Here is a 16,583-nt window from a genome sequence, read left to right as displayed (position 1 = left end):
GACGTGCTCAAACGCGAAGAACTGACGCCCGAACGCGTCGACCAGATCGCCAGCGAAGCGAAGGCCGCCGGCTTCGACTACTTCCTCTCGCGCCCGGAGCGGGAGCGACGGCTGGCCGAGGCCTTGTCCTGGTGGACGCGCGGTACCGACGCCTGGGTGTTCGGCTACGGTTCGCTGATGTGGAATCCCGCGTTCCATTTCGTCGAGCGCCGTCCGGCCCGGCTCGAGGGCTATCGCCGCAGCTTCTGCTTCTGGACGCCGCTGGGGCGGGGCACGCCGGAGAAGCCGGGCCTGATGCTGGCTATCGAGAAGGGCGGCGTGTGCGATGGCATGGCCTATCGCATCGCGGCGGCCGAGGTCGAGGGCGAGCTCTCGATCCTGTTCAACCGCGAGATGCTGAGCGGCATCTACGATGCGGTCTGGGTCGGCGTCGTCGATGCGGCCGGCCAGCATTTGCGGGCCGTCACCTTCGTCATCAATCCGACGCACCCGCAATATTGCGGCCGCCTTGATATGGACCGCAAAGCCGATCACATTGCCCATGCCGAAGGCCGGCGCGGTACCTGCCGCGCCTATCTGTTCGAGACCGCCGATCAGCTGCGCGAGCTCGGCGTGCGCGACCCCTACATCGACAGCCTGGAGAGTGAAGTGTTGCGACTGCGGGACGGCCGGCGATGATGCAATGGCGCGCCCGCTGGGCGGCGATGTCCGGCAACCTGCAAGGCATCATCCTGGTCGCGATCTCGGGCGTTCTGTTTGCGGCGCTGAATGTCTGCACGTTCTTTCCGGCCGGCGAACTCAACTCCTACATGATGGCGTTTTGCCGCTATCTGTTCGGCGCGCTGTTTCTGTTGCCGATCTTCTGGCGCAAGGGCTTCGTCGAGCCGTTCCGCACCGAGCGCCTGGGCCTGCACGCGATCCGCGGCGCCCTGCACACCAGCGGCATGCAGCTGTGGTTCGTGGCGCTGCCGCTGGTCACGCTGGCCGACCTCACGGCACTGGGCTTCACCGGTCCGATCTTCATCACCCTGGGTGCCGCCCTGTTCCTGGGCGAGGACGTGCGGCTGCGGCGCTGGATGGCGGTGATCGTGGGCTTCATCGGCGCCATGCTGATCGTGCGTCCCGGTTTCACGGCGCTGGGCATCGGTGTGCTGGCGGCGCTCGCCTCCACGCCGCTGTTCTCGGCTTCGAACCTGATGGCCAAGGCGCTGGCGCGCACCGACGACGCCGACACCATCGTGATCTGGCAGAACGTTTTCATCGTGCTGTTCGCGGCGCCGTTTGCCATCGTCTTCTGGCAGACGCCGAGTTGGGAGCATATCGGCTGGTTCCTCCTGGCCGGCCTGTTCGGTACGGTGGGGCACCTGGTCATGCAATATGGATACCAGGTGGCGGAGATTTCAGCCGTGCAGCCGATCGGCTTCCTGTCGCTGATCTGGAATACCGTGTTTGGATTTATTCTGTTCTATCAACAGCCCAGTATGTGGACTTTCATTGGCGCGGCAGTGATTTTCGCCAGCGCTATGTATATCTCGCATCGCGAGGCGGTCCGCCGGGCCCAGGTCCGCACCGCCGCGGTGGAGGCCAAACCGTGACATCAGGGCGCCCGGACGGGGGGCCGGAGCCTCTTGCGATGGGTTTCCCCAACCCCCAAATCCGGTTATAGTGTCCCGAATGAGCCGGCCCTCAACGCCGGCCGTTTCTTTTTCCACGGATTGAACGATGGACAAGGTTCCCATGACGCCCGCCGGGTTCAAGGCTCTTGAAGATGAGCTGAAGACCCTCAAGACGACCGAGCGGCCGAGCATCATTCGGCAGATCTCGGAGGCGCGCACCCATGGCGACCTGTCGGAAAACGCGGAGTATGCCGCCGCGCGCGAACGTCAAAGCTTCGTCGAGGGCCGCATTCTCGAGATCGAGGACGTGATTGCGCGTGCCGATGTCATCGACGTCGCCAAGCTCAAGGGCGGCAAGATGATCAAGTTCGGCGCCACCGTGAAACTCGCCGACGAGGACACCGACGAAGAGGTCCGCTACCAGATCGTGGGCCCGTTCGAGGCCGATCTCGTGAAGCACCGCATCTCCGTCACGGCGCCGCTGGGCAAGGCCCTGATCGGCAAGACCGTGGGTGACACCGTCGAGGTGCAGACGCCCAGCGGCACCAAGAGCTACGAGATCATGCAGGTGCAATTCAAGTGACCCCTGGGAGCGCGGGCCTCTGGCCCGCATTCCCAGGCGATAGCGCTGCACGACGCCCGGCTTCGGCCGGGCGTTTTTCGTTGGGCGGCCGTGCATGTCAGGGGACTCGTGCATGACCCGTCGCCGGTGCTACCACCATGGTCTCGACTCGGAGGAGACGGCATGGCCGGACAAGGACCACTGGCGCGTTTCAAGGTGCTCGATCTCACCCGCGTGCGCGCGGGTCCGACGTGCGTGCGCCAGCTCGCCGACTGGGGCGCCGATGTCATCAAGATCGAGATGCCGCCGTCGGCCGAGGAAGGCGAGGGCATGGGTGGTCCGCGCCTGGGTCCGGACTTCTGGAACCTGCATCGCAACAAGCGCAGCCTGACCTTGAACTTGAAGGAGCCCGATGGCGTGGCGGTCTTCAAGGCGCTGGTGGCCGATGCCGACGTCGTGGTCGAGAACTATCGCCCCGACGTGAAACACCGCCTGGGCGTCGACTACGAGACGGTGCGCAAGATCAACAAGCGCATCGTCTACGCCAGCATCTCGGGCTTCGGCCAGGACGGTCCTTACGCGCTGCTGCCGGGCTTCGACCAGGTGGCGCAGGGCATGGGCGGCCTGATGTCGATCACCGGCCTGCCGGGCCAGGGTCCGGTGCGCGTCGGCATCCCGGTCGCCGATCTGACTTCCGGCCTCTTCGCGGCCCAGGGCATTCTGATCGCGCTCCTGGAGCGGGAGCAGTCGGGCGAGGGACAGTGGGTGCAGACCTCGCTGCTGCAGGCGCAGATTGCCATGCTCGATTTCCAGGCAGCGCGCTGGCTGGTGAACAAGGAAGTGCCGGGCCAGGCCGGCAACGACCACCCGACCAGCATTCCCACCGGCGTGTTCCCGACCAAGGACGGGCACATCAATATCGCGGCCTCGGGCCAGCGCATCTGGAAGCGGTTCTGCGAGGCGATGGACGCGCAGGCGCTGTTCGACAATCCGGCGTACAAGGCCGACGCCGACCGCTCGAAGAACCGCCAGCAGCTCAACGCCGATATCGGCACCTACAGCCGCAAGTACACCAGCGCCGAGCTGATCGAGCGCCTCAACAAGGCCAGCGTGCCCTGCGGTCCGATCTACACCATCGACCAGGTGTTCGCCGATCCGCAGGTCCGGCACCTCGGTGCGGCCGCGCCGTTGCACCATCCGCGCAAGGGTGACGTCGCCGTGGTGGACCAGGCGGTGCGGCTCAGCCGCACGCCCAGCGTGATCGACCGCGCGACGCCGGAACTGGGCGAACACACCGACGCGATCCTGCGCGGCATCGGCTACGACGACGCCAGGATTGCCGATCTGCGCAAACGCAACGTGGTGTGATTATCCCTCCCCCAGCTTCGCTGGGGGAGGTGGCCGAAGGCCGGAGGGGGACCCGACGGAGTCTTTGTTGTGAAGACCACGTCGCCTCCCCTCCGCCCGCCGACGTTTTCGACGCGAGGCGTCGAAAACGTCGTAGCGGGGGCACCTCCCCACGGCGTGGGGAGGAGATCAGAAGAAAGGACCAGACGATGGACACCGGCACGACAAAGATGATCGCGCGCAAGGAGGATGGCATCGGCTGGATGATCTTCAACCAGCCGGAAAAGCTGAATGCCGTGTCCTACGACATGTGGCTAGCCGTGCCCAGGATCCTCGCCGACTACGAAGCCGATCCCAACGTGCGTGTGATCGTGCTGGCGGGTGCCGGCGACAAGGCGTTCGTCTCCGGCGCCGATATCTCGGAGTTCGAGCAGAAGCGCGGCACGGCTGATGCGATCAAGGTCTACAACGAGGCGGGCGATCGCGCCAACGCCGCCCTGATCAACGCCACCAAGCCCACCATCGCGATGATCCGCGGCTATTGCATCGGCGGCGGCCTGGGCATCGCGCTCACCACGGATCTGCGCATCTGCGGCGACACCTCGACCTTCGCCGTGCCGGCCGCCAAGCTGGGTTTGGGCTATGCCTATGGCGGCATCAAGCGGCTGGCCGATGTCGTGGGACCGTCGTTCGCCAAGGAGATCTTCTTCACGGCGCGCCAGTTCACCGCCGAAGAGGCGCGCGTCATGGGACTGGTGAACCGCATCGTGCCGGTCGCCGAGCTGGAGCCCTACGTGCGCAAGTACGCGGCCACTATTGCCGGCAATGCGCCGCTCACCGTCAAGGCGGCCAAGATGGCGATCAACGCCGCGACCAAGGATCCCGACAAGCGCGACCTCGCCACCGTGCAGGCTGCCGTCGATGCCTGTTTCGCCAGCGACGACTACAAGGAAGGTCGCACCGCGTTCATGGAAAAGCGCAAGCCCGCCTTCAAGGGGCGCTGATTGCCGGGAGCGCGGGCAGCCAGGCCGTGCTCCCAGGCTTACTCCGCCGGGATCGGCACGCCGGGTTGATGCTTGGCGGTGCGGAAGACCATCAGCGACTTCACGTGGCTGACATTGGGCGCCGAGGTCAGCTTGGTGGTGAGGAAGCGCTGATAGGCGTCCCAGTCCTCGGCCACGATCTTCACCAGGAAATCGGCTTCGCCGGCCAGCATGTGGCACTCGCGGACATTGGGCCACGACGCCATCAGCTCCTCGAATGCCCGCAGGTCGGCTTCGGCCTGGCTGTTCAGGCCGACCAGCCCGAACACGGTGACGGTGTAGCCCAGCGAGTCGGGGGCGATGTCGGCATGATAGCCGCGGATCACGCCGGCCTTCTCCAATGCCCGCACGCGCCTGAGACACGGTGGGGCCGAAATGCCGGCGCGCTTGGCAAGATCGACATTGGTCATGCGACCGTCGTCCTGTAGGTCAGACAGGATGCGACGGTCGATCTTGTCCAGTTTAACGCGGCTGCTCGGCATCAATGGCTCCCAGGTTGGCGGGGTTCTAGGCCATTCAGACAGTGAAAAGCAATAAAATTACGTGAATGTCCCGAAGTGGGCATTTTTCGGGCGGAATGAGCCTTTTCTTCTCGCCGTTGATGTGCTCTCGTCCCGTTCTGCATACGGCCACTGCCATTTTCTTGAACTGTGCATGAATCAAGCCGATAGGGCTTGAGCTCTGCGTCTTTGTGGTACATATGCAAGAGACGTAGGGATGACAGGGATGAGCACGACGCATCAGAGCAAGGTTCTGATCATCGGGTCGGGACCGGCGGGTTATACGGCCGCGATCTATGCTGCGCGCGCCAGCCTCAAGCCGATCCTGGTCCAGGGCCTGCAGCCGGGCGGGCAGCTCACCATCACGACCGATGTCGAGAACTACCCGGGCTTCGCTGACGTGATCCAGGGCCCCTGGCTCATGGAGCAGATGCAGAAGCAGGCCGAGCATGTCGGCACGCAGGTCGCGTTCGACGTGATCACGGATGTCGACCTGTCGCGCCGGCCCTTCGTGGCGACCGGCGACTCGGGCGATCGTTACGTCGGCGACACCCTGATCATCAGCACCGGGGCGCAGGCGCGCTGGCTAGGCATTCCGTCAGAGGAAACCTTCCGCGGCGGCGGCGTGTCGGCCTGCGCCACCTGCGATGGCTTCTTCTTCCGCGGCAAGGAGGTCATCGTGGTGGGCGGCGGCAACACCGCCGTCGAGGAGGCGTTGTACCTCACCAACCACGCCACCAAGGTGACATTGATCCACCGCCGTAGCTCGCTGCGGGCCGAGAAGATTCTGCAGGAGCGGCTGTTCCGCAATCTGAAGGTCAGCGTGGTGTGGGACAGCGTGGTCGAGGAGATCGTCGGCGAGACGGCACCGCACCCGCTGGTCCAGGGCGTGCGCGTGCGCAACGTCAAGACCGGTGCCACGCAGGTGCTGCGTACCGACGGCGTGTTCATCGCCATCGGCCACACACCCACCACCGAGCTGTTCAAGGGCAAGCTCTCGATGGATCCCGAGGGATACATCGTGACGCGGCCGGGAACCGTGGAGACCGACATACCGGGCGTCTTCGCCGCCGGTGACGTACAGGACAAGATCTATCGCCAGGCCGTCACCGCCGCCGGAACCGGCTGCATGGCGGCGCTGGATGCGGAGCGCTTCCTGGCGGCCCACGAGGCCACGCAGGCCAAGGCAGCGGAGTAGTCGGTGGCGTTGAGTGTCCCTCTCCCGTCGGACCGGGAGAGCACGAACAAGAGCCAGGGAGGAATCGGTAAAATGGACTGGGACAAGCTGCGCATCTTCCACGCCGTGGCAGACGCGGGCAGCTTCACGCATGCAGGGGACCAGCTCAAACTGAGCCAGTCGGCGATCAGCCGGCAGATCGGGGCGTTGGAGGAACAGCTCGGCGTCATGCTGTTCCACCGCCACGCCCGCGGACTCATTCTCACCGAGCAGGGCGAGCTCTTGTATCGCACCGCGCGCGAGATGGCCGGCAAGGTGGCGACGGCCGAGACGCTGCTGCACGCCAACCAGGACAAACCGGTCGGCCGGCTGAAGATCACCGCCGCCATCGGCTTCGGCTCGGTGTGGCTGACGGCGCAGATCCACGAGTTCATCAGCACCTATCCCGAGATCGACGTCAGCCTGATCCTGTCGGACAACGAGCTGGACCTGGGCATGCGCGAGGCCGACGTGGCGCTGCGCTTCATCGCGCCGCGTCAGCCCGGGCTGGTGCAGCGCCACCTGATGACGGTGCACAGCCACGTCTATGCGGCGCCCGGCTATATCGAGAAGTACGGCAAGCCCACCAAGGTGTCGGACCTCGACAACCACCGCCTCATCATCTTCGGCGAAGACGCGCGCGCGCCGGTGCAGAACGTCAACTGGCTGCTGCAGGCGGGCAACCCCGACAACAAGCCACGCAAGGTCGTGCTGCGGGTGAACAACACCTACGGCATCTTCCGCGCTGTGGAGAACGGCCTGGGGATCGCCTCGCTGCCCGACTATCTGGCGCGGCAGTCGACCAAGCTGGTGCAGGTGCTGCCCGAGGTCAACGTCCGGACAACGGACGTGTTCTTTACTTACCCCGAGGAATTGCGTCACTCCAAACGCATCGCCGTGTTCCGCGACTTCCTTTTGCGCAAGGTCGCAGAGACCCGCTTCTGAGTCTGGACGAGCCTCACCCTGAGGCGCGGCCCGCCGGGCCGCGCCTCGAAGAGGCAGTGCGATAGCTCAGCCTTCAAGATTCCGTCTGGAGCCTATCCTACAACGTCGCCAACGTGAGCAGCGCGCGCGCCGACGCGTGCCCGGACGCAGCGCATTTTGACATGCGTACAAACAACGGATCGAAACAGCGCAAGCGTCCGTCTGCCGAGTTTTTGCGCATACCTGCATTTCCGCAAGGGTGATGCGGGGTCCGCATGGCTGAGATGAGTTATTCCCCATAGTAAACCGGCACGTGTACCCTCATCTTTGGATCACTACTGATGCGCCGCATTGCTGCGCGCAACGGCAGTGGGCTCGGGCCTCCCGGGCAGGGATCTTCGGATCCTACGTCTCCCAGACGTGAAGCCTCCCTGTTTGACTTGGCCGGGTCCTTGTGACCCGGCCTTTTCTTTTCTGGCGTCGACTGTCGCGGCACGTGGTTTCGAGCCGTCCATCGATCATATGTCGATGGCGCTACTCCTCCGATGGTTGTCGCCCCGACCGCGGTGTCCGCAGGCTTCCAAGGCGGCCTGCGCAATCAGTCAGCAGCGGTCGCCGCGGCGCGCAGGTCGGAGGGCGTCACGCCATAGCGCCGGCGAAACGCGCGGTTGAAGTAGGACAGATCCCCGAACCCGGTATCGAGCGCGATGGCGCTGATCTTCAGACGCGCATAGCGCGGACTCCGCAGCAGGCGGTGCGCGCGCGCAAGACGTTGCGCCAGAACATACTCCGTGAAGGTCGTGCCCTCGCGTTCGAACAGGCGCTGGACCCACCGTGGCCTGACCCCATGCCGCGCGGCGATGGTCGCCACGGACAGGTCGGGCCGGTCAAGCCCGTCTTCGATGTCCTGCTTGATCGCGCGCAGCAGCGCCGCCTGCCCACCCCGGCGCTTGGCAAGCTCGGCGGCCTCGCGCGTCGCGCCGATGGCCAGCGCCATGAGGTCATGCACGTGGGTTACGGCTTGCCGCCGCAGATCAGGCGCGGCGAGACCTTCCGTCTCCTCGAGCAGACCGATGTAGTGGATCAGGAGCCGCAGCGCCGGATCGTCGGCGGGGATGGGCCGGCCATAGGCGGCGTCCAGATCGGTGACGAACGACGACAGGATGTGCCGCGGCGCCCGCACGTTGATGTATCGGCCGAACGCCGGCACCTTCAGGCATGCCGGCGCCGCCGCTGTCATGAGGCTCGCCTCGCCAGGTTTCAGATCGAGCCCGCGGCCGAACTGATGCACCTCGTAGCGGGAGGTCAATCCGACGGTCACGAAAACATCGTCGCTGTCGACGAACTCCCGCGGCAGACGATAGGCCGCCGCCGACCGGCGGGCCTTCGCAACCCCCAGCCCTGGCATGCGCCACAGGGTGGCCTCGGTGCGAAACGGCTCGGCCGAGCAGGGCTCGATCTCCCGCTTGGACAGCGTGCGGCCGTAGATCTCGCGACAGGCGGCAAGGCGCTCATGCGGCGCATAGTCCTCGGAAGAGAACCGGACGACGGTGCAGTCGCCGGCGTCGGGCGCAATAGGGGGCGAAGGGCTCATGTCGCGCTCACCTCGTGATGCCGCGTGACGACAACTACCCGATCGTTCCGGCCGGCGCGTCGGTCGATCGGATGATGCGCGAAGATGAATTTGGACCGCAAGCCGCTGAATTTCACGCGTTTTCGATGCTCGAGGCTGCGGCGCTGGCCGGTGCGGCCGGACCCAGGGCGCGCCACGCGCAAAGCGTGTTCAACCGATGGTGAGGTGCGGAAACCGGGGCGAGCATGGACGCGTTGGGACCTGAGCGGACAAAGGAGGACGTTTCCATGAAGACACCCCCGATCGTCTCGGCGCCGACATGGGAGGCCGCTCGCCAGCAGCTGCGCGTGCAGGAAAAGGAAGTGACCCGCGCCCGTGATGCGCTCGCTGCCGCGCGACGGCGCATGCCGTGGCTGGCCGTGGAGAAGACATATGCGTTCCAGGGGCCCGACGGCACGGTGAGCCTCCTCGACCTGTTCGAGGGCCGCCGTCAGCTGATTGTCTACCGTGCCTTCTACGAACCCGGTGTGGGCCGCTATCCCGATTATGCCTGCGTCGGCTGTTCCATGGTCGCCGACCAGGTCGCCCATCCCGCCCATCTGAACGCCCGTGACACGACGCTCGTCTTCGTGTCGCGCGCCCCGCAGCAGAACATCGCCCGCCTCAAGTCGAGCATGGGATGGGAGAAGATCCCCTGGTTCACGACCGCCGACGACTTCGACAAGGACTTCGGGGTCGACGAGTGGCACGGCACCAACGCCTTCATCCGCGACGGCGATCGCGTGTTCCGCACCTACTTCATCAACGGCCGCGGCGACGAGGCGATGGGCGGCACCTGGGCCTACCTCGACATCACCGCGCTGGGGCGCCAGGAGAAGTGGGAGGACTCGCCCGACGGCTATCCCCAGACCGACCCCTACGACTGGTGGATCTGGCACGACCGGACGCCGCGCAACGCGAGTTGACCTGCGGCAGCCGGCCGATCTGCCGATTTCGTGACCGCCGGCTGTCGGTCCGAGCGAAGCCGGCTGTCATTCCGAGCGAAGCGAGGAATCTTTGGCGGCGTGCAGGCCCGTCACGAAGATCCCTCGCGGCGTTCGGGATGACAAGTCGCGATCCGATGGATCGCGTTCTGTCAGGGCAACGGGGACCTACAATCCAGACTAGGCCGTAGACTCATCTAAGCACGTAGCCACAGTCGCTTCGCAGCTAGAGCGCTTCACGTTTTGATAGGAGCAGAGAGGCCTGGTCGGCCGCCGCTGTCATCCTGAGCGCAGCGAAGGATCCTGCGGTGTTGGTATAGCCGCTGTCGGCGCTGATGATCACCAGCGCCGACGCTCTTTGAGCGATCCACCGCAAGGTCCTTCGCTGCGCTCAGGACGACGGCAATGGCGATTCCATCACACGATGAACCGCTCTAGCGGGTGGATGAACCGCTCTAGCGGGTGTTGGTCGCCCAATCTCGGAACGTCTCGAGAAGCGACCGAAGGTGGAGGGGGCCACCAACGCCGTGAAACACGTTGTCCTCCGTCCAACATGTCCACCAGTCGGTTTCGTGCCCATAATTGTGGTCGATCCGATCAAGCGTCTGGCCGTCACAGTCCGTTCCTGCGAGGTCGATTTTCAACGACCAGCCCGGGTTATCGATGGTGCTGATCGAGGGGCCGAAGCCGTGCTCCCATTCTCCATCGCACTGGGCCTCATACCAGCGGGCCAACCAGTCCAGAACGTCCATCAGATTATGCTATCGGAACGCAATCGGAGTGGAAAGAACGGACCGCTTCGCCAACGCGTCGTCCCACGTCAATAGGTTCACTACCTAGTCCGCGCTCGCGGTCCGGCGCTTGACCGCTTCGGGCTCGAAGTCGGCCACGGCGGCGTCGTAGCCGGGATAGAGCGTGCCCATCCAGCGGTCCCAGGACGAGAAGGTCTGGGCGTAGTTGTAGCGGAAATGGCTGTGGTGCTGGTCGTGGAACACCGTGCTGGACAGCGGCCACGGCGTGCGCGCCAGGGGCGAGGCGAAATGCTCGTAGCCGGAATGGCCAACCATGCCGATGATCTCGTCGAAGATCTTGTACGCCACGAGGACCGGCCAGGGGATCGGCAGCACGAAGACGATCAGGGTGAAGTAGAACTGGAAGACGAACGAGTCCAAGAGCGAATCGTGGTGGTTCGACCAGCAGGTCGGCACCAGGCTGGCGTGATGCACCAGATGGAAGCGCATCATCGGCCGCCAATGCAGCAGGCGATGCACCCAATAGAACCAGGCGTCGTAGAGCACCAGGTTGATCACGAACATCAGGGGCACGGACCACCACGACAGCTCCAGCGGGGCCAGCGTCCAGCCCTGGGTCTGCGCGAACAGGCCGGCGGTGAAGCACAGCGATGTCGTGAGGACGGAGACCGGCGCATAGGCCAGCTCCTGCCACTTGCGGCTGTTGACCCGGTGCCTCTGCACCTTGAGTTCCGGGTGGCGGGCGTTCATGACTTCGAGGAACAGGCCGGTGCCGACGATGGTCACCACCAGGACAAGGGTCGCCGCCACGAGCAGCGACAGAAAGTCCAGCGGTCCGGCGCCGGGCGCCATTGCCCTGAGTACGCTGTCCAGTCCCATGCGACGTACCCGATCCCGACTTTTGCCGTGCGCCCGCGATCACGCCGCGGCCTGCGCGACGAAGGCTACTCCTTTCGTGATGGCGGTCAACAACCGGCGGCTCGGTGCGACAGCAAGGTTACTGTCCTCGCTGTAGCCCGGCCTAGCCGACGAAGGCTTTCTCGACCACGAATTCACCGGGAGTTGTCGTGCTGCCTTCGGCGAGGCCGGCATCTTCCAGGATCGCGCGCAGGTCGGCCAGCATCTGCGCGCTGCCGCACAGCATGAAGCGGTCGGCCTCGCGGTTGAGCGGCGGCAGGCCGACATCGCGTGCCAGCGTGCCGTTCTCGAGCAGATGCGAGATGCGCCCGCGATATCGGAACGGCTCGCGGGTCACCGTCGGATAGTAGATGAGCTTGTCGCGCACCAGGTCGCCCAGGATCTCGTCGGCCGGCAACTCGTCGGCGATCCGGGACCGATAGGCAAGATCGCGCACGTGGCGGCAGCCATGGACCAGGATCACCTTCTCGTAGCGTTCGTAGACGTCGGGGTCGCGCACCAGCGAGAGGAAGGGTGCGAGGCCCGTGCCGGTGCCCAGCAGGTAGAGGTTGCGGCCCGGCGTCAGGCTGTCGAGCAGCAGGGTGCCGGTTGCCTTGCTGCCGACGAGCACCGAATCGCCCGGCGTGAGATCCTTGAGCTTCGACGTGAGCTTGCCGTCGGCAACCTTGATCGAGAAGAACTCCAGCGCCTCGTCGTAGTGGGCGCTGGCGATCGAGTAGGCGCGCAACAGCGGCCTGCCGTCGATCTTGAGTCCGATCATGGTGAACTGGCCGCTGGCGAAGCGGAAACCCTTGTCGCGCGTCGTGCGGAAGCTGAACAACTCGTCGGTCCAATGATGTACGGACAAGACGGACTCGTTTCTCAACGCACTCACAATCACCTCCGCAGGTTCGGCGCAGCCGCCGGCGGCGGGACGGACCGCCGACAGGCATCGGCATATATTGCAAATGCGAGTCATTCGCAATTATATTCCGGATCCCAACCCGAAGATCCGAGTGTCGTCGGCGTTCGACGATCCCGCGGAGGAGCCTGCGGCGATAGCCTCCGGGCTACAGGGTTCGATCCGGTGAACGCGGGGCATTCATGCGCGCTTCTCCGATGCCCATGCGCCGGCTGACACGAGCGCCGCGCCGTCAAGCCGCCAGCGCCGAGGCGACGGTCCATCCGATCGCGGCGATCGCCGCGTTCCGATCGTCGAGCGCCGCCCTGGTTTCAGTCAGGTAGACGCAGATGATGATCGGGCCGCGCCCGGGAGGCCACGCGACGGCAACGTCGTTGGTTGCGCCGTTGTCGCCCGTGCCCGTTCGGTCGCCGACGCGCCAGGTCTTGGGCAGGCCCGCCCGCAGCCGCGCGTCGCCGGTCTTGTTCGCCACCAGCCAGGCGGTCAGCTGGTTTCTGGATGAAGCGGACAGCGTGTCGCCAAGGACGAGCTTGCGCAGGTTCTCGGCCATGCTGTCGGGCGTTGTCGTGTCCCGCGGGTCGCCTGTCGCGGCCTCGTTCAAGGCGACTTCCCACCGATCGAGGCGGGTGATCTTGTCATCCAGCCCGCGCACGAACCGGGTCAGGCCCTCGGGTCCTTCAAGCGCCTGAAGGATGAGGTTGCCGGCGGTGTTGTCGCTCAACGTCATCGTTGCCGTGCACAGGTCTGCAAGCGTCATGCCGTCGGCCACGTGCGCTTTCGTCGTCGGTGAATGGGGAACGAGGTCGCCCGCCGAGTACTGGATGCGGCGCCCCAGGGTTTCCTTGCCATCGTCAACCCGCTTCAGCACGGCGCCACAGGCCAGCGCCTTGAACGTGCTCAGGATCGGAAATCGCTCACCGCCGCGGTGGCTGGCGCGCGTTCCGCTCGTCGTGTCCATCACCGCAACGCCCAGGCGGCCGCCCACCTTGGCCTCGATACGCCGGCACGCATCGCCGACAACCACCGGCCAGCCATCCGCCGCCGGCGCCGTTCCGCTGCGGATCATCAACCCGCCCGCAACGCCCGCACCGATGCCGGCCGTCACCCATCGCCTCGAAATCATACGCTGCCCTCCGTTGACCGGCCGAACCATGTCCAAGAGACCGCGCGGCCACAAACGATCGTTTGTAGGAGGAGCCACAAGTTGGATTGGGGGCAGCGTGGTCGGCCGTTGCGATCCGCGTAGCGGCTCGTCGGCCCGCGTCCGGCCTGCCGGGGTGCTTATCCCTGGCGTTCCCTGTGCAGGGCGGCCCGGTGTTCGCGTTGGCGGCGGGCCTTAGGCCCGCCGCGTCCGTCCCGTGGTGCTCCGACGTTTCAGTAGATTTCCGGCACCCAGCGCTGGCCGGATTTGGGCGGCCGTACGTAACCGTCGTCCTTCTGGCGTGGCGCAAGCTTGATCTTCGGCGGCTGGACTTCCTTGTACGGGATCATCGACAGCAGGTGGCTGATGCAATTGAGACGCGCCTTCTTCTTGTTGTTCGCGTCGACCACGTTCCACGGGCTGAGTTCGGTGTCGGTGAATTTCTGCATCGTGTCCTTGGCGCGCGAATATTCGACCCAGTGCTCGCGCGATTTGAGGTCCATCGGCGAGAGCTTCCAGCGCTTGATCGGGTTTTTGATGCGCTCCTCGAAGCGCAGCTCCTGCTCCTCGTCGCTGACCGAGAACCAGTATTTGACAAGGATGATGCCCGATCGGATCAGCATCTCCTCGAACAACGGGCAGGCGCGCAGGAACTCTTTGTATTCGGCCTTGGTGCAGAAGCCCATGACACGCTCGACACCGGCGCGGTTGTACCAGGAGCGGTCGAATAGCACGATCTCGCCCTTGGCCGGCAACTGCGCCACATAGCGCTGGAAATACCACTGACCGCGCTCGCGTTCGGTGGGCGTGCCGAGTGCCACGATTCGGCATACGCGCGGGTTGAGACTTTCGGTGATGCGCTTGATGACACCGCCTTTGCCGGCGGCATCGCGCCCTTCGAAGATAACGACGACCTTCAGCCCTTCGTTCTGCACCCAATCCTGCAGCTTGATCAATTCGAACTGCAGCTTCACCAGCTCATCGGTGTATTTGTAGGGCTTGCGGTCCTGGTCCGAATTTTTCTTCTTCTTGTCCTTTTTCTTCTTCTTCTTTTTGTCGGAGTCGTCATGGTCGAGCTGCCATGCTGCCTCCCGCTCGACACCCTCGACCACATTCTCGCGCACTTCGCCGTCATTCGGCGCGGCCTCAGTCTCCCTGTTCTTCTTGCCCATTGTGCACTCCTCCCATAGGCCTTTGTTCGAGGGCACCCAACTGGAACTGGCAGCACTGACCGCTTGGCAGCGATTTGTTCAACCCCGCGCGAGGAACCTGCGAAAGCCTCGCGTGTGTTAGATCCGGCCGGAGCAGGTTCGACGGTCTGCCTGCGCATGCGATCGGGGTTCTCAAGGGGCCCCGTCGCCGGCAGCCTGCCCATGCTTCTGGCGGGTCGGTCGAGATGTAGGCCTCGATCTCGCGATCCTCCTTAAGCTGGATGTTGTCCTCCGAGCGGGCACCGCTGTCGGCGAATATCTGAGCCGGCTTCTGCTTGTGCTGGTGATTGCGGCGTCGATCATAGGCGCCAATTGGCCGATACTGGCGAGCGTAATCGCTTATCCTACAGCCCTCGCTGGGGCGAGGCCAGCCTTAGTCAGCCTCGGACCAGCACGCCATTCATCCCGTTGCGGTTCGATCGCGTTCTCTCGATCGTTCCCGCGTGCGGGGCAGGGACGGATTGTCCTTGGTGTCGACCGTTGTAAAGAAGGCAGACCTATTTCTCGGCGGCGGCGGCGACGGCGCGCCACAGGGCCGATGTTTCGAAAATACCCGGGTCGACGGGCCGTGGACGAACGGCCGTGTTCACCATCGCAAGCTTCAGCCGGGGATGCACATAGATCGCCTGGCCGTGCACGCCCAGAAGCGCGAACTGCCGCTCGGCGCCCGGCAGGATCCATGTCTGGTAGCCATAACCATAGGATCGCGTCGCGACGTACGGCTTCAGATGCGCGCGATCGTCGGGCACCGTGGTCATGTCGCGTATCCAGTCGGCCGGGACGATCTGCATTCCGTTCGCGTGGCCATCGTTTGCCATCAGCAGCGCGAGCCGCCCGTAGTCGCGCAGCGTGACGTTGAGGCAGCACGAGCTCAGCTCTTGTCCGGAGCGGTCGATCAGCCAGGAGGCGTTCGCCCCGGCGCTCATCGGCTGCCAGATTTTCTCTGACAAGTAGGTCGCCAGGGGCTGGCCCGTGGCGGCGCGGAGGGCAAGTCCCAGTACCATCGTATCGGCGCCGGCATAGTTGAAGTGCGTGCCGGGCGGCCAGGGCCGGTCGCTGAAAGATTTCAGGACATCGAGAACGGTGGGGCCATCCTGGGCGAACATCGCACGCCATAATCGCGCCTGGTCATCGGCGCCGTTGTACTGCTCGACGTACCGTATGCCCGACGACATCTGCAGCAGGGCGCGCAACGGCGTGGCGCCGTAGGCGGAACCACGCAAGTCAGGTACGTAGGTTTCGGCGGTATCGTCGACCGACCGGATCTTGCCGTTGCGCAACGCGATCCCAATCAGCAGGGCAGTCACGGTCTTCGCCATCGAGGCGGAGTAGAACCTGTGCGCTGCCGTGCGATCATACTGGTAGCGCTCGAACGCGATCCGGGTGTCGCGCAGGATCAACAGGCCGGTGACCGGATTGGTGGCGAGGTAGTCCTCGATCGTTTTGCGCTTGTCGCCGTGGGTGTAGGTGATATCGAACATCGCATCGGTGCTAAGCAGCGGGGATGCGTGCGGTGGCGCCGCAACCGTGTGGAACGGCGCCAGCTTCTCGGTGTTGCTGAACGTGCCCACCAGATATCGCTGCTGGAAAGCGGTTGCCCGATCGCCGACGGGATAGCCCTCATCCCTGCCGTATTGCTCCTCTTGCGGCGCGGCGGATGCCGCCCAGGCGGCGAGGAAGAGGACCGTCGCAAGCAACGCGGCCGAGCGGTGCATTGTCTTTCTTCCTTGGTGGAGATCGCTGTAGCACCAACTGTGATGGCTGATACCGCGCATCGTCAATCCGACAAGCTCTCCTGTGCCGACGACACGATCCGGGCCGCGCTGCCTCGTTGCGCTGGCCCTAGGGTTTCCGCCGGCATTTTCGGGTCTTTTTGCAGTATTGTTCCTCTATGCG

Annotated in this window: 17 protein-coding genes; 9 read left to right on the top strand and 8 right to left on the bottom strand. The window is 64.8% G+C overall.

Annotated elements, in window-relative coordinates; all coding sequences use genetic code 11:
• Positions 1-3 precede the first annotated feature (3 nt).
• The 5 genes from FQU96_RS25560 to FQU96_RS25540 all read left to right on the top strand — a co-directional run bounded on the left by FQU96_RS25560 (position 4) and on the right by FQU96_RS25540 (position 4,529).
• On the top strand, positions 4-678 hold the full coding sequence (locus FQU96_RS25560) for a gamma-glutamylcyclotransferase (protein WP_146544193.1): 675 nt from the start codon (positions 4-6) through the stop codon (positions 676-678).
• Positions 675-1,595, top strand: a complete 921-nt coding sequence (locus FQU96_RS25555) for a DMT family transporter (protein WP_146544192.1) — start codon at positions 675-677, stop codon at positions 1,593-1,595. Before FQU96_RS25560 ends, FQU96_RS25555 begins: the two co-directional genes overlap by 4 nt.
• A 127-nt stretch (positions 1,596-1,722) precedes the next feature.
• Positions 1,723-2,199, top strand: a complete 477-nt coding sequence (gene greA, locus FQU96_RS25550) for a transcription elongation factor GreA (RefSeq protein WP_146544191.1) — start codon at positions 1,723-1,725, stop codon at positions 2,197-2,199.
• A 162-nt stretch (positions 2,200-2,361) separates the two neighbouring features.
• Complete coding sequence (locus FQU96_RS25545) at positions 2,362-3,546, top strand: CaiB/BaiF CoA-transferase family protein (protein ID WP_146544190.1); 1,185 nt, start codon at positions 2,362-2,364, stop codon at positions 3,544-3,546.
• A 188-nt stretch (positions 3,547-3,734) separates the two neighbouring features.
• Entirely contained in the window at positions 3,735-4,529 is a 795-nt protein-coding gene (locus tag FQU96_RS25540) for an enoyl-CoA hydratase (protein ID WP_146544189.1), read from the top strand.
• Positions 4,530-4,567: 38 nt separating this feature from the next.
• Here FQU96_RS25540 and FQU96_RS25535 read toward each other — a convergent pair whose 3' ends face one another.
• A complete protein-coding gene (locus tag FQU96_RS25535; protein ID WP_146544188.1) occupies positions 4,568-5,050 on the bottom strand; it encodes an Lrp/AsnC family transcriptional regulator in 483 nt (160 codons plus the stop codon).
• Positions 5,051-5,294: 244 nt separating this feature from the next.
• On the opposite strand from FQU96_RS25535, the gene trxB reads away from it, so the two are divergent.
• The gene (trxB, locus tag FQU96_RS25530) at positions 5,295-6,266 is read left to right on the top strand and encodes a thioredoxin-disulfide reductase (RefSeq protein WP_146544187.1); all 972 of its coding nucleotides are present in this window, start codon (positions 5,295-5,297) and stop codon (positions 6,264-6,266) included.
• A 72-nt stretch (positions 6,267-6,338) separates the two neighbouring features.
• Positions 6,339-7,229 (top strand): LysR family transcriptional regulator, encoded by an 891-nt coding sequence (locus FQU96_RS25525; protein WP_146544186.1) that lies wholly within the window; start codon positions 6,339-6,341, stop codon positions 7,227-7,229.
• Positions 7,230-7,806: 577 nt separating this feature from the next.
• On the opposite strand, the gene FQU96_RS25520 is transcribed toward FQU96_RS25525, so the two are convergent.
• The gene (locus tag FQU96_RS25520; protein ID WP_146544185.1) at positions 7,807-8,802 is read right to left on the bottom strand and encodes an AraC family transcriptional regulator; all 996 of its coding nucleotides are present in this window, start codon (positions 8,800-8,802) and stop codon (positions 7,807-7,809) included.
• Positions 8,803-8,819: 17 nt separating this feature from the next.
• Between FQU96_RS25520 and FQU96_RS25515 the strand changes: the two genes are divergently transcribed.
• Positions 8,820-9,005: a hypothetical protein gene (locus tag FQU96_RS25515; protein ID WP_146544184.1), complete on the top strand. Its 186-nt coding sequence runs from the start codon at positions 8,820-8,822 to the stop codon at positions 9,003-9,005.
• A 63-nt stretch (positions 9,006-9,068) separates the two neighbouring features.
• Complete coding sequence (locus FQU96_RS25510) at positions 9,069-9,746, top strand: DUF899 domain-containing protein (RefSeq protein ID WP_146544183.1); 678 nt, start codon at positions 9,069-9,071, stop codon at positions 9,744-9,746.
• A 473-nt stretch (positions 9,747-10,219) separates the two neighbouring features.
• Here FQU96_RS25510 and FQU96_RS25505 read toward each other — a convergent pair whose 3' ends face one another.
• From FQU96_RS25505 to FQU96_RS25480, 6 genes are all read right to left on the bottom strand, one after another.
• On the bottom strand, positions 10,220-10,516 hold the full coding sequence (locus FQU96_RS25505) for an immunity 53 family protein (protein ID WP_146544182.1): 297 nt from the start codon (positions 10,514-10,516) through the stop codon (positions 10,220-10,222).
• A gap of 84 nt (positions 10,517-10,600) precedes the next feature.
• On the bottom strand, positions 10,601-11,395 hold the full coding sequence (locus FQU96_RS25500) for a sterol desaturase family protein (protein ID WP_146544181.1): 795 nt from the start codon (positions 11,393-11,395) through the stop codon (positions 10,601-10,603).
• A gap of 142 nt (positions 11,396-11,537) precedes the next feature.
• The gene (locus tag FQU96_RS25495) at positions 11,538-12,308 is read right to left on the bottom strand and encodes a ferredoxin--NADP reductase (RefSeq protein WP_146544180.1); all 771 of its coding nucleotides are present in this window, start codon (positions 12,306-12,308) and stop codon (positions 11,538-11,540) included.
• Positions 12,309-12,567: 259 nt separating this feature from the next.
• The gene (bla, locus tag FQU96_RS25490; RefSeq protein ID WP_255468530.1) at positions 12,568-13,440 is read right to left on the bottom strand and encodes a class A beta-lactamase; all 873 of its coding nucleotides are present in this window, start codon (positions 13,438-13,440) and stop codon (positions 12,568-12,570) included.
• Between the two features lie 269 nt (positions 13,441-13,709).
• Positions 13,710-14,648 carry a polyphosphate kinase 2 gene (gene ppk2 / locus FQU96_RS25485; protein ID WP_146544179.1) on the bottom strand — a complete coding sequence of 313 codons (939 nt, stop codon included), beginning with the start codon at positions 14,646-14,648 and terminating at the stop codon, positions 13,710-13,712.
• Between the two features lie 536 nt (positions 14,649-15,184).
• Complete coding sequence (locus FQU96_RS25480; protein WP_146544178.1) at positions 15,185-16,462, bottom strand: serine hydrolase; 1,278 nt, start codon at positions 16,460-16,462, stop codon at positions 15,185-15,187.
• Positions 16,463-16,583: the final 121 nt, after the last annotated feature.

It is taken from the genome of Reyranella sp. CPCC 100927, assembly GCF_007859315.1.
Classification (GTDB): Bacteria; Pseudomonadota; Alphaproteobacteria; order Reyranellales; family Reyranellaceae; genus Vineibacter.
Note: the sequence above shows the minus strand (reverse complement) of the source record. Positions and strands in the feature narration are given on the sequence as shown.

Coding starts and splice junctions, on each gene's coding strand:
- FQU96_RS25525 (WP_146544186.1), top strand. CDS start 6,339: ATGGACTGGGACAAGCTGCGCATCTTCCACGCCGTGGCAGACGCGGGC.
- FQU96_RS25510 (WP_146544183.1), top strand. CDS start 9,069: ATGAAGACACCCCCGATCGTCTCGGCGCCGACATGGGAGGCCGCTCGC.
- FQU96_RS25500 (WP_146544181.1), bottom strand. CDS start 11,395: ATGGGACTGGACAGCGTACTCAGGGCAATGGCGCCCGGCGCCGGACCG.
- greA (WP_146544191.1), top strand. CDS start 1,723: ATGGACAAGGTTCCCATGACGCCCGCCGGGTTCAAGGCTCTTGAAGAT.
- FQU96_RS25545 (WP_146544190.1), top strand. CDS start 2,362: ATGGCCGGACAAGGACCACTGGCGCGTTTCAAGGTGCTCGATCTCACC.
- FQU96_RS25505 (WP_146544182.1), bottom strand. CDS start 10,516: ATGGACGTTCTGGACTGGTTGGCCCGCTGGTATGAGGCCCAGTGCGAT.
- ppk2 (WP_146544179.1), bottom strand. CDS start 14,648: ATGGGCAAGAAGAACAGGGAGACTGAGGCCGCGCCGAATGACGGCGAA.
- FQU96_RS25535 (WP_146544188.1), bottom strand. CDS start 5,050: ATGCCGAGCAGCCGCGTTAAACTGGACAAGATCGACCGTCGCATCCTG.
- FQU96_RS25480 (WP_146544178.1), bottom strand. CDS start 16,462: ATGCGCGGTATCAGCCATCACAGTTGGTGCTACAGCGATCTCCACCAA.
- FQU96_RS25520 (WP_146544185.1), bottom strand. CDS start 8,802: ATGAGCCCTTCGCCCCCTATTGCGCCCGACGCCGGCGACTGCACCGTC.
- trxB (WP_146544187.1), top strand. CDS start 5,295: ATGAGCACGACGCATCAGAGCAAGGTTCTGATCATCGGGTCGGGACCG.
- FQU96_RS25555 (WP_146544192.1), top strand. CDS start 675: ATGATGCAATGGCGCGCCCGCTGGGCGGCGATGTCCGGCAACCTGCAA.
- FQU96_RS25540 (WP_146544189.1), top strand. CDS start 3,735: ATGGACACCGGCACGACAAAGATGATCGCGCGCAAGGAGGATGGCATC.
- FQU96_RS25515 (WP_146544184.1), top strand. CDS start 8,820: ATGCCGCGTGACGACAACTACCCGATCGTTCCGGCCGGCGCGTCGGTC.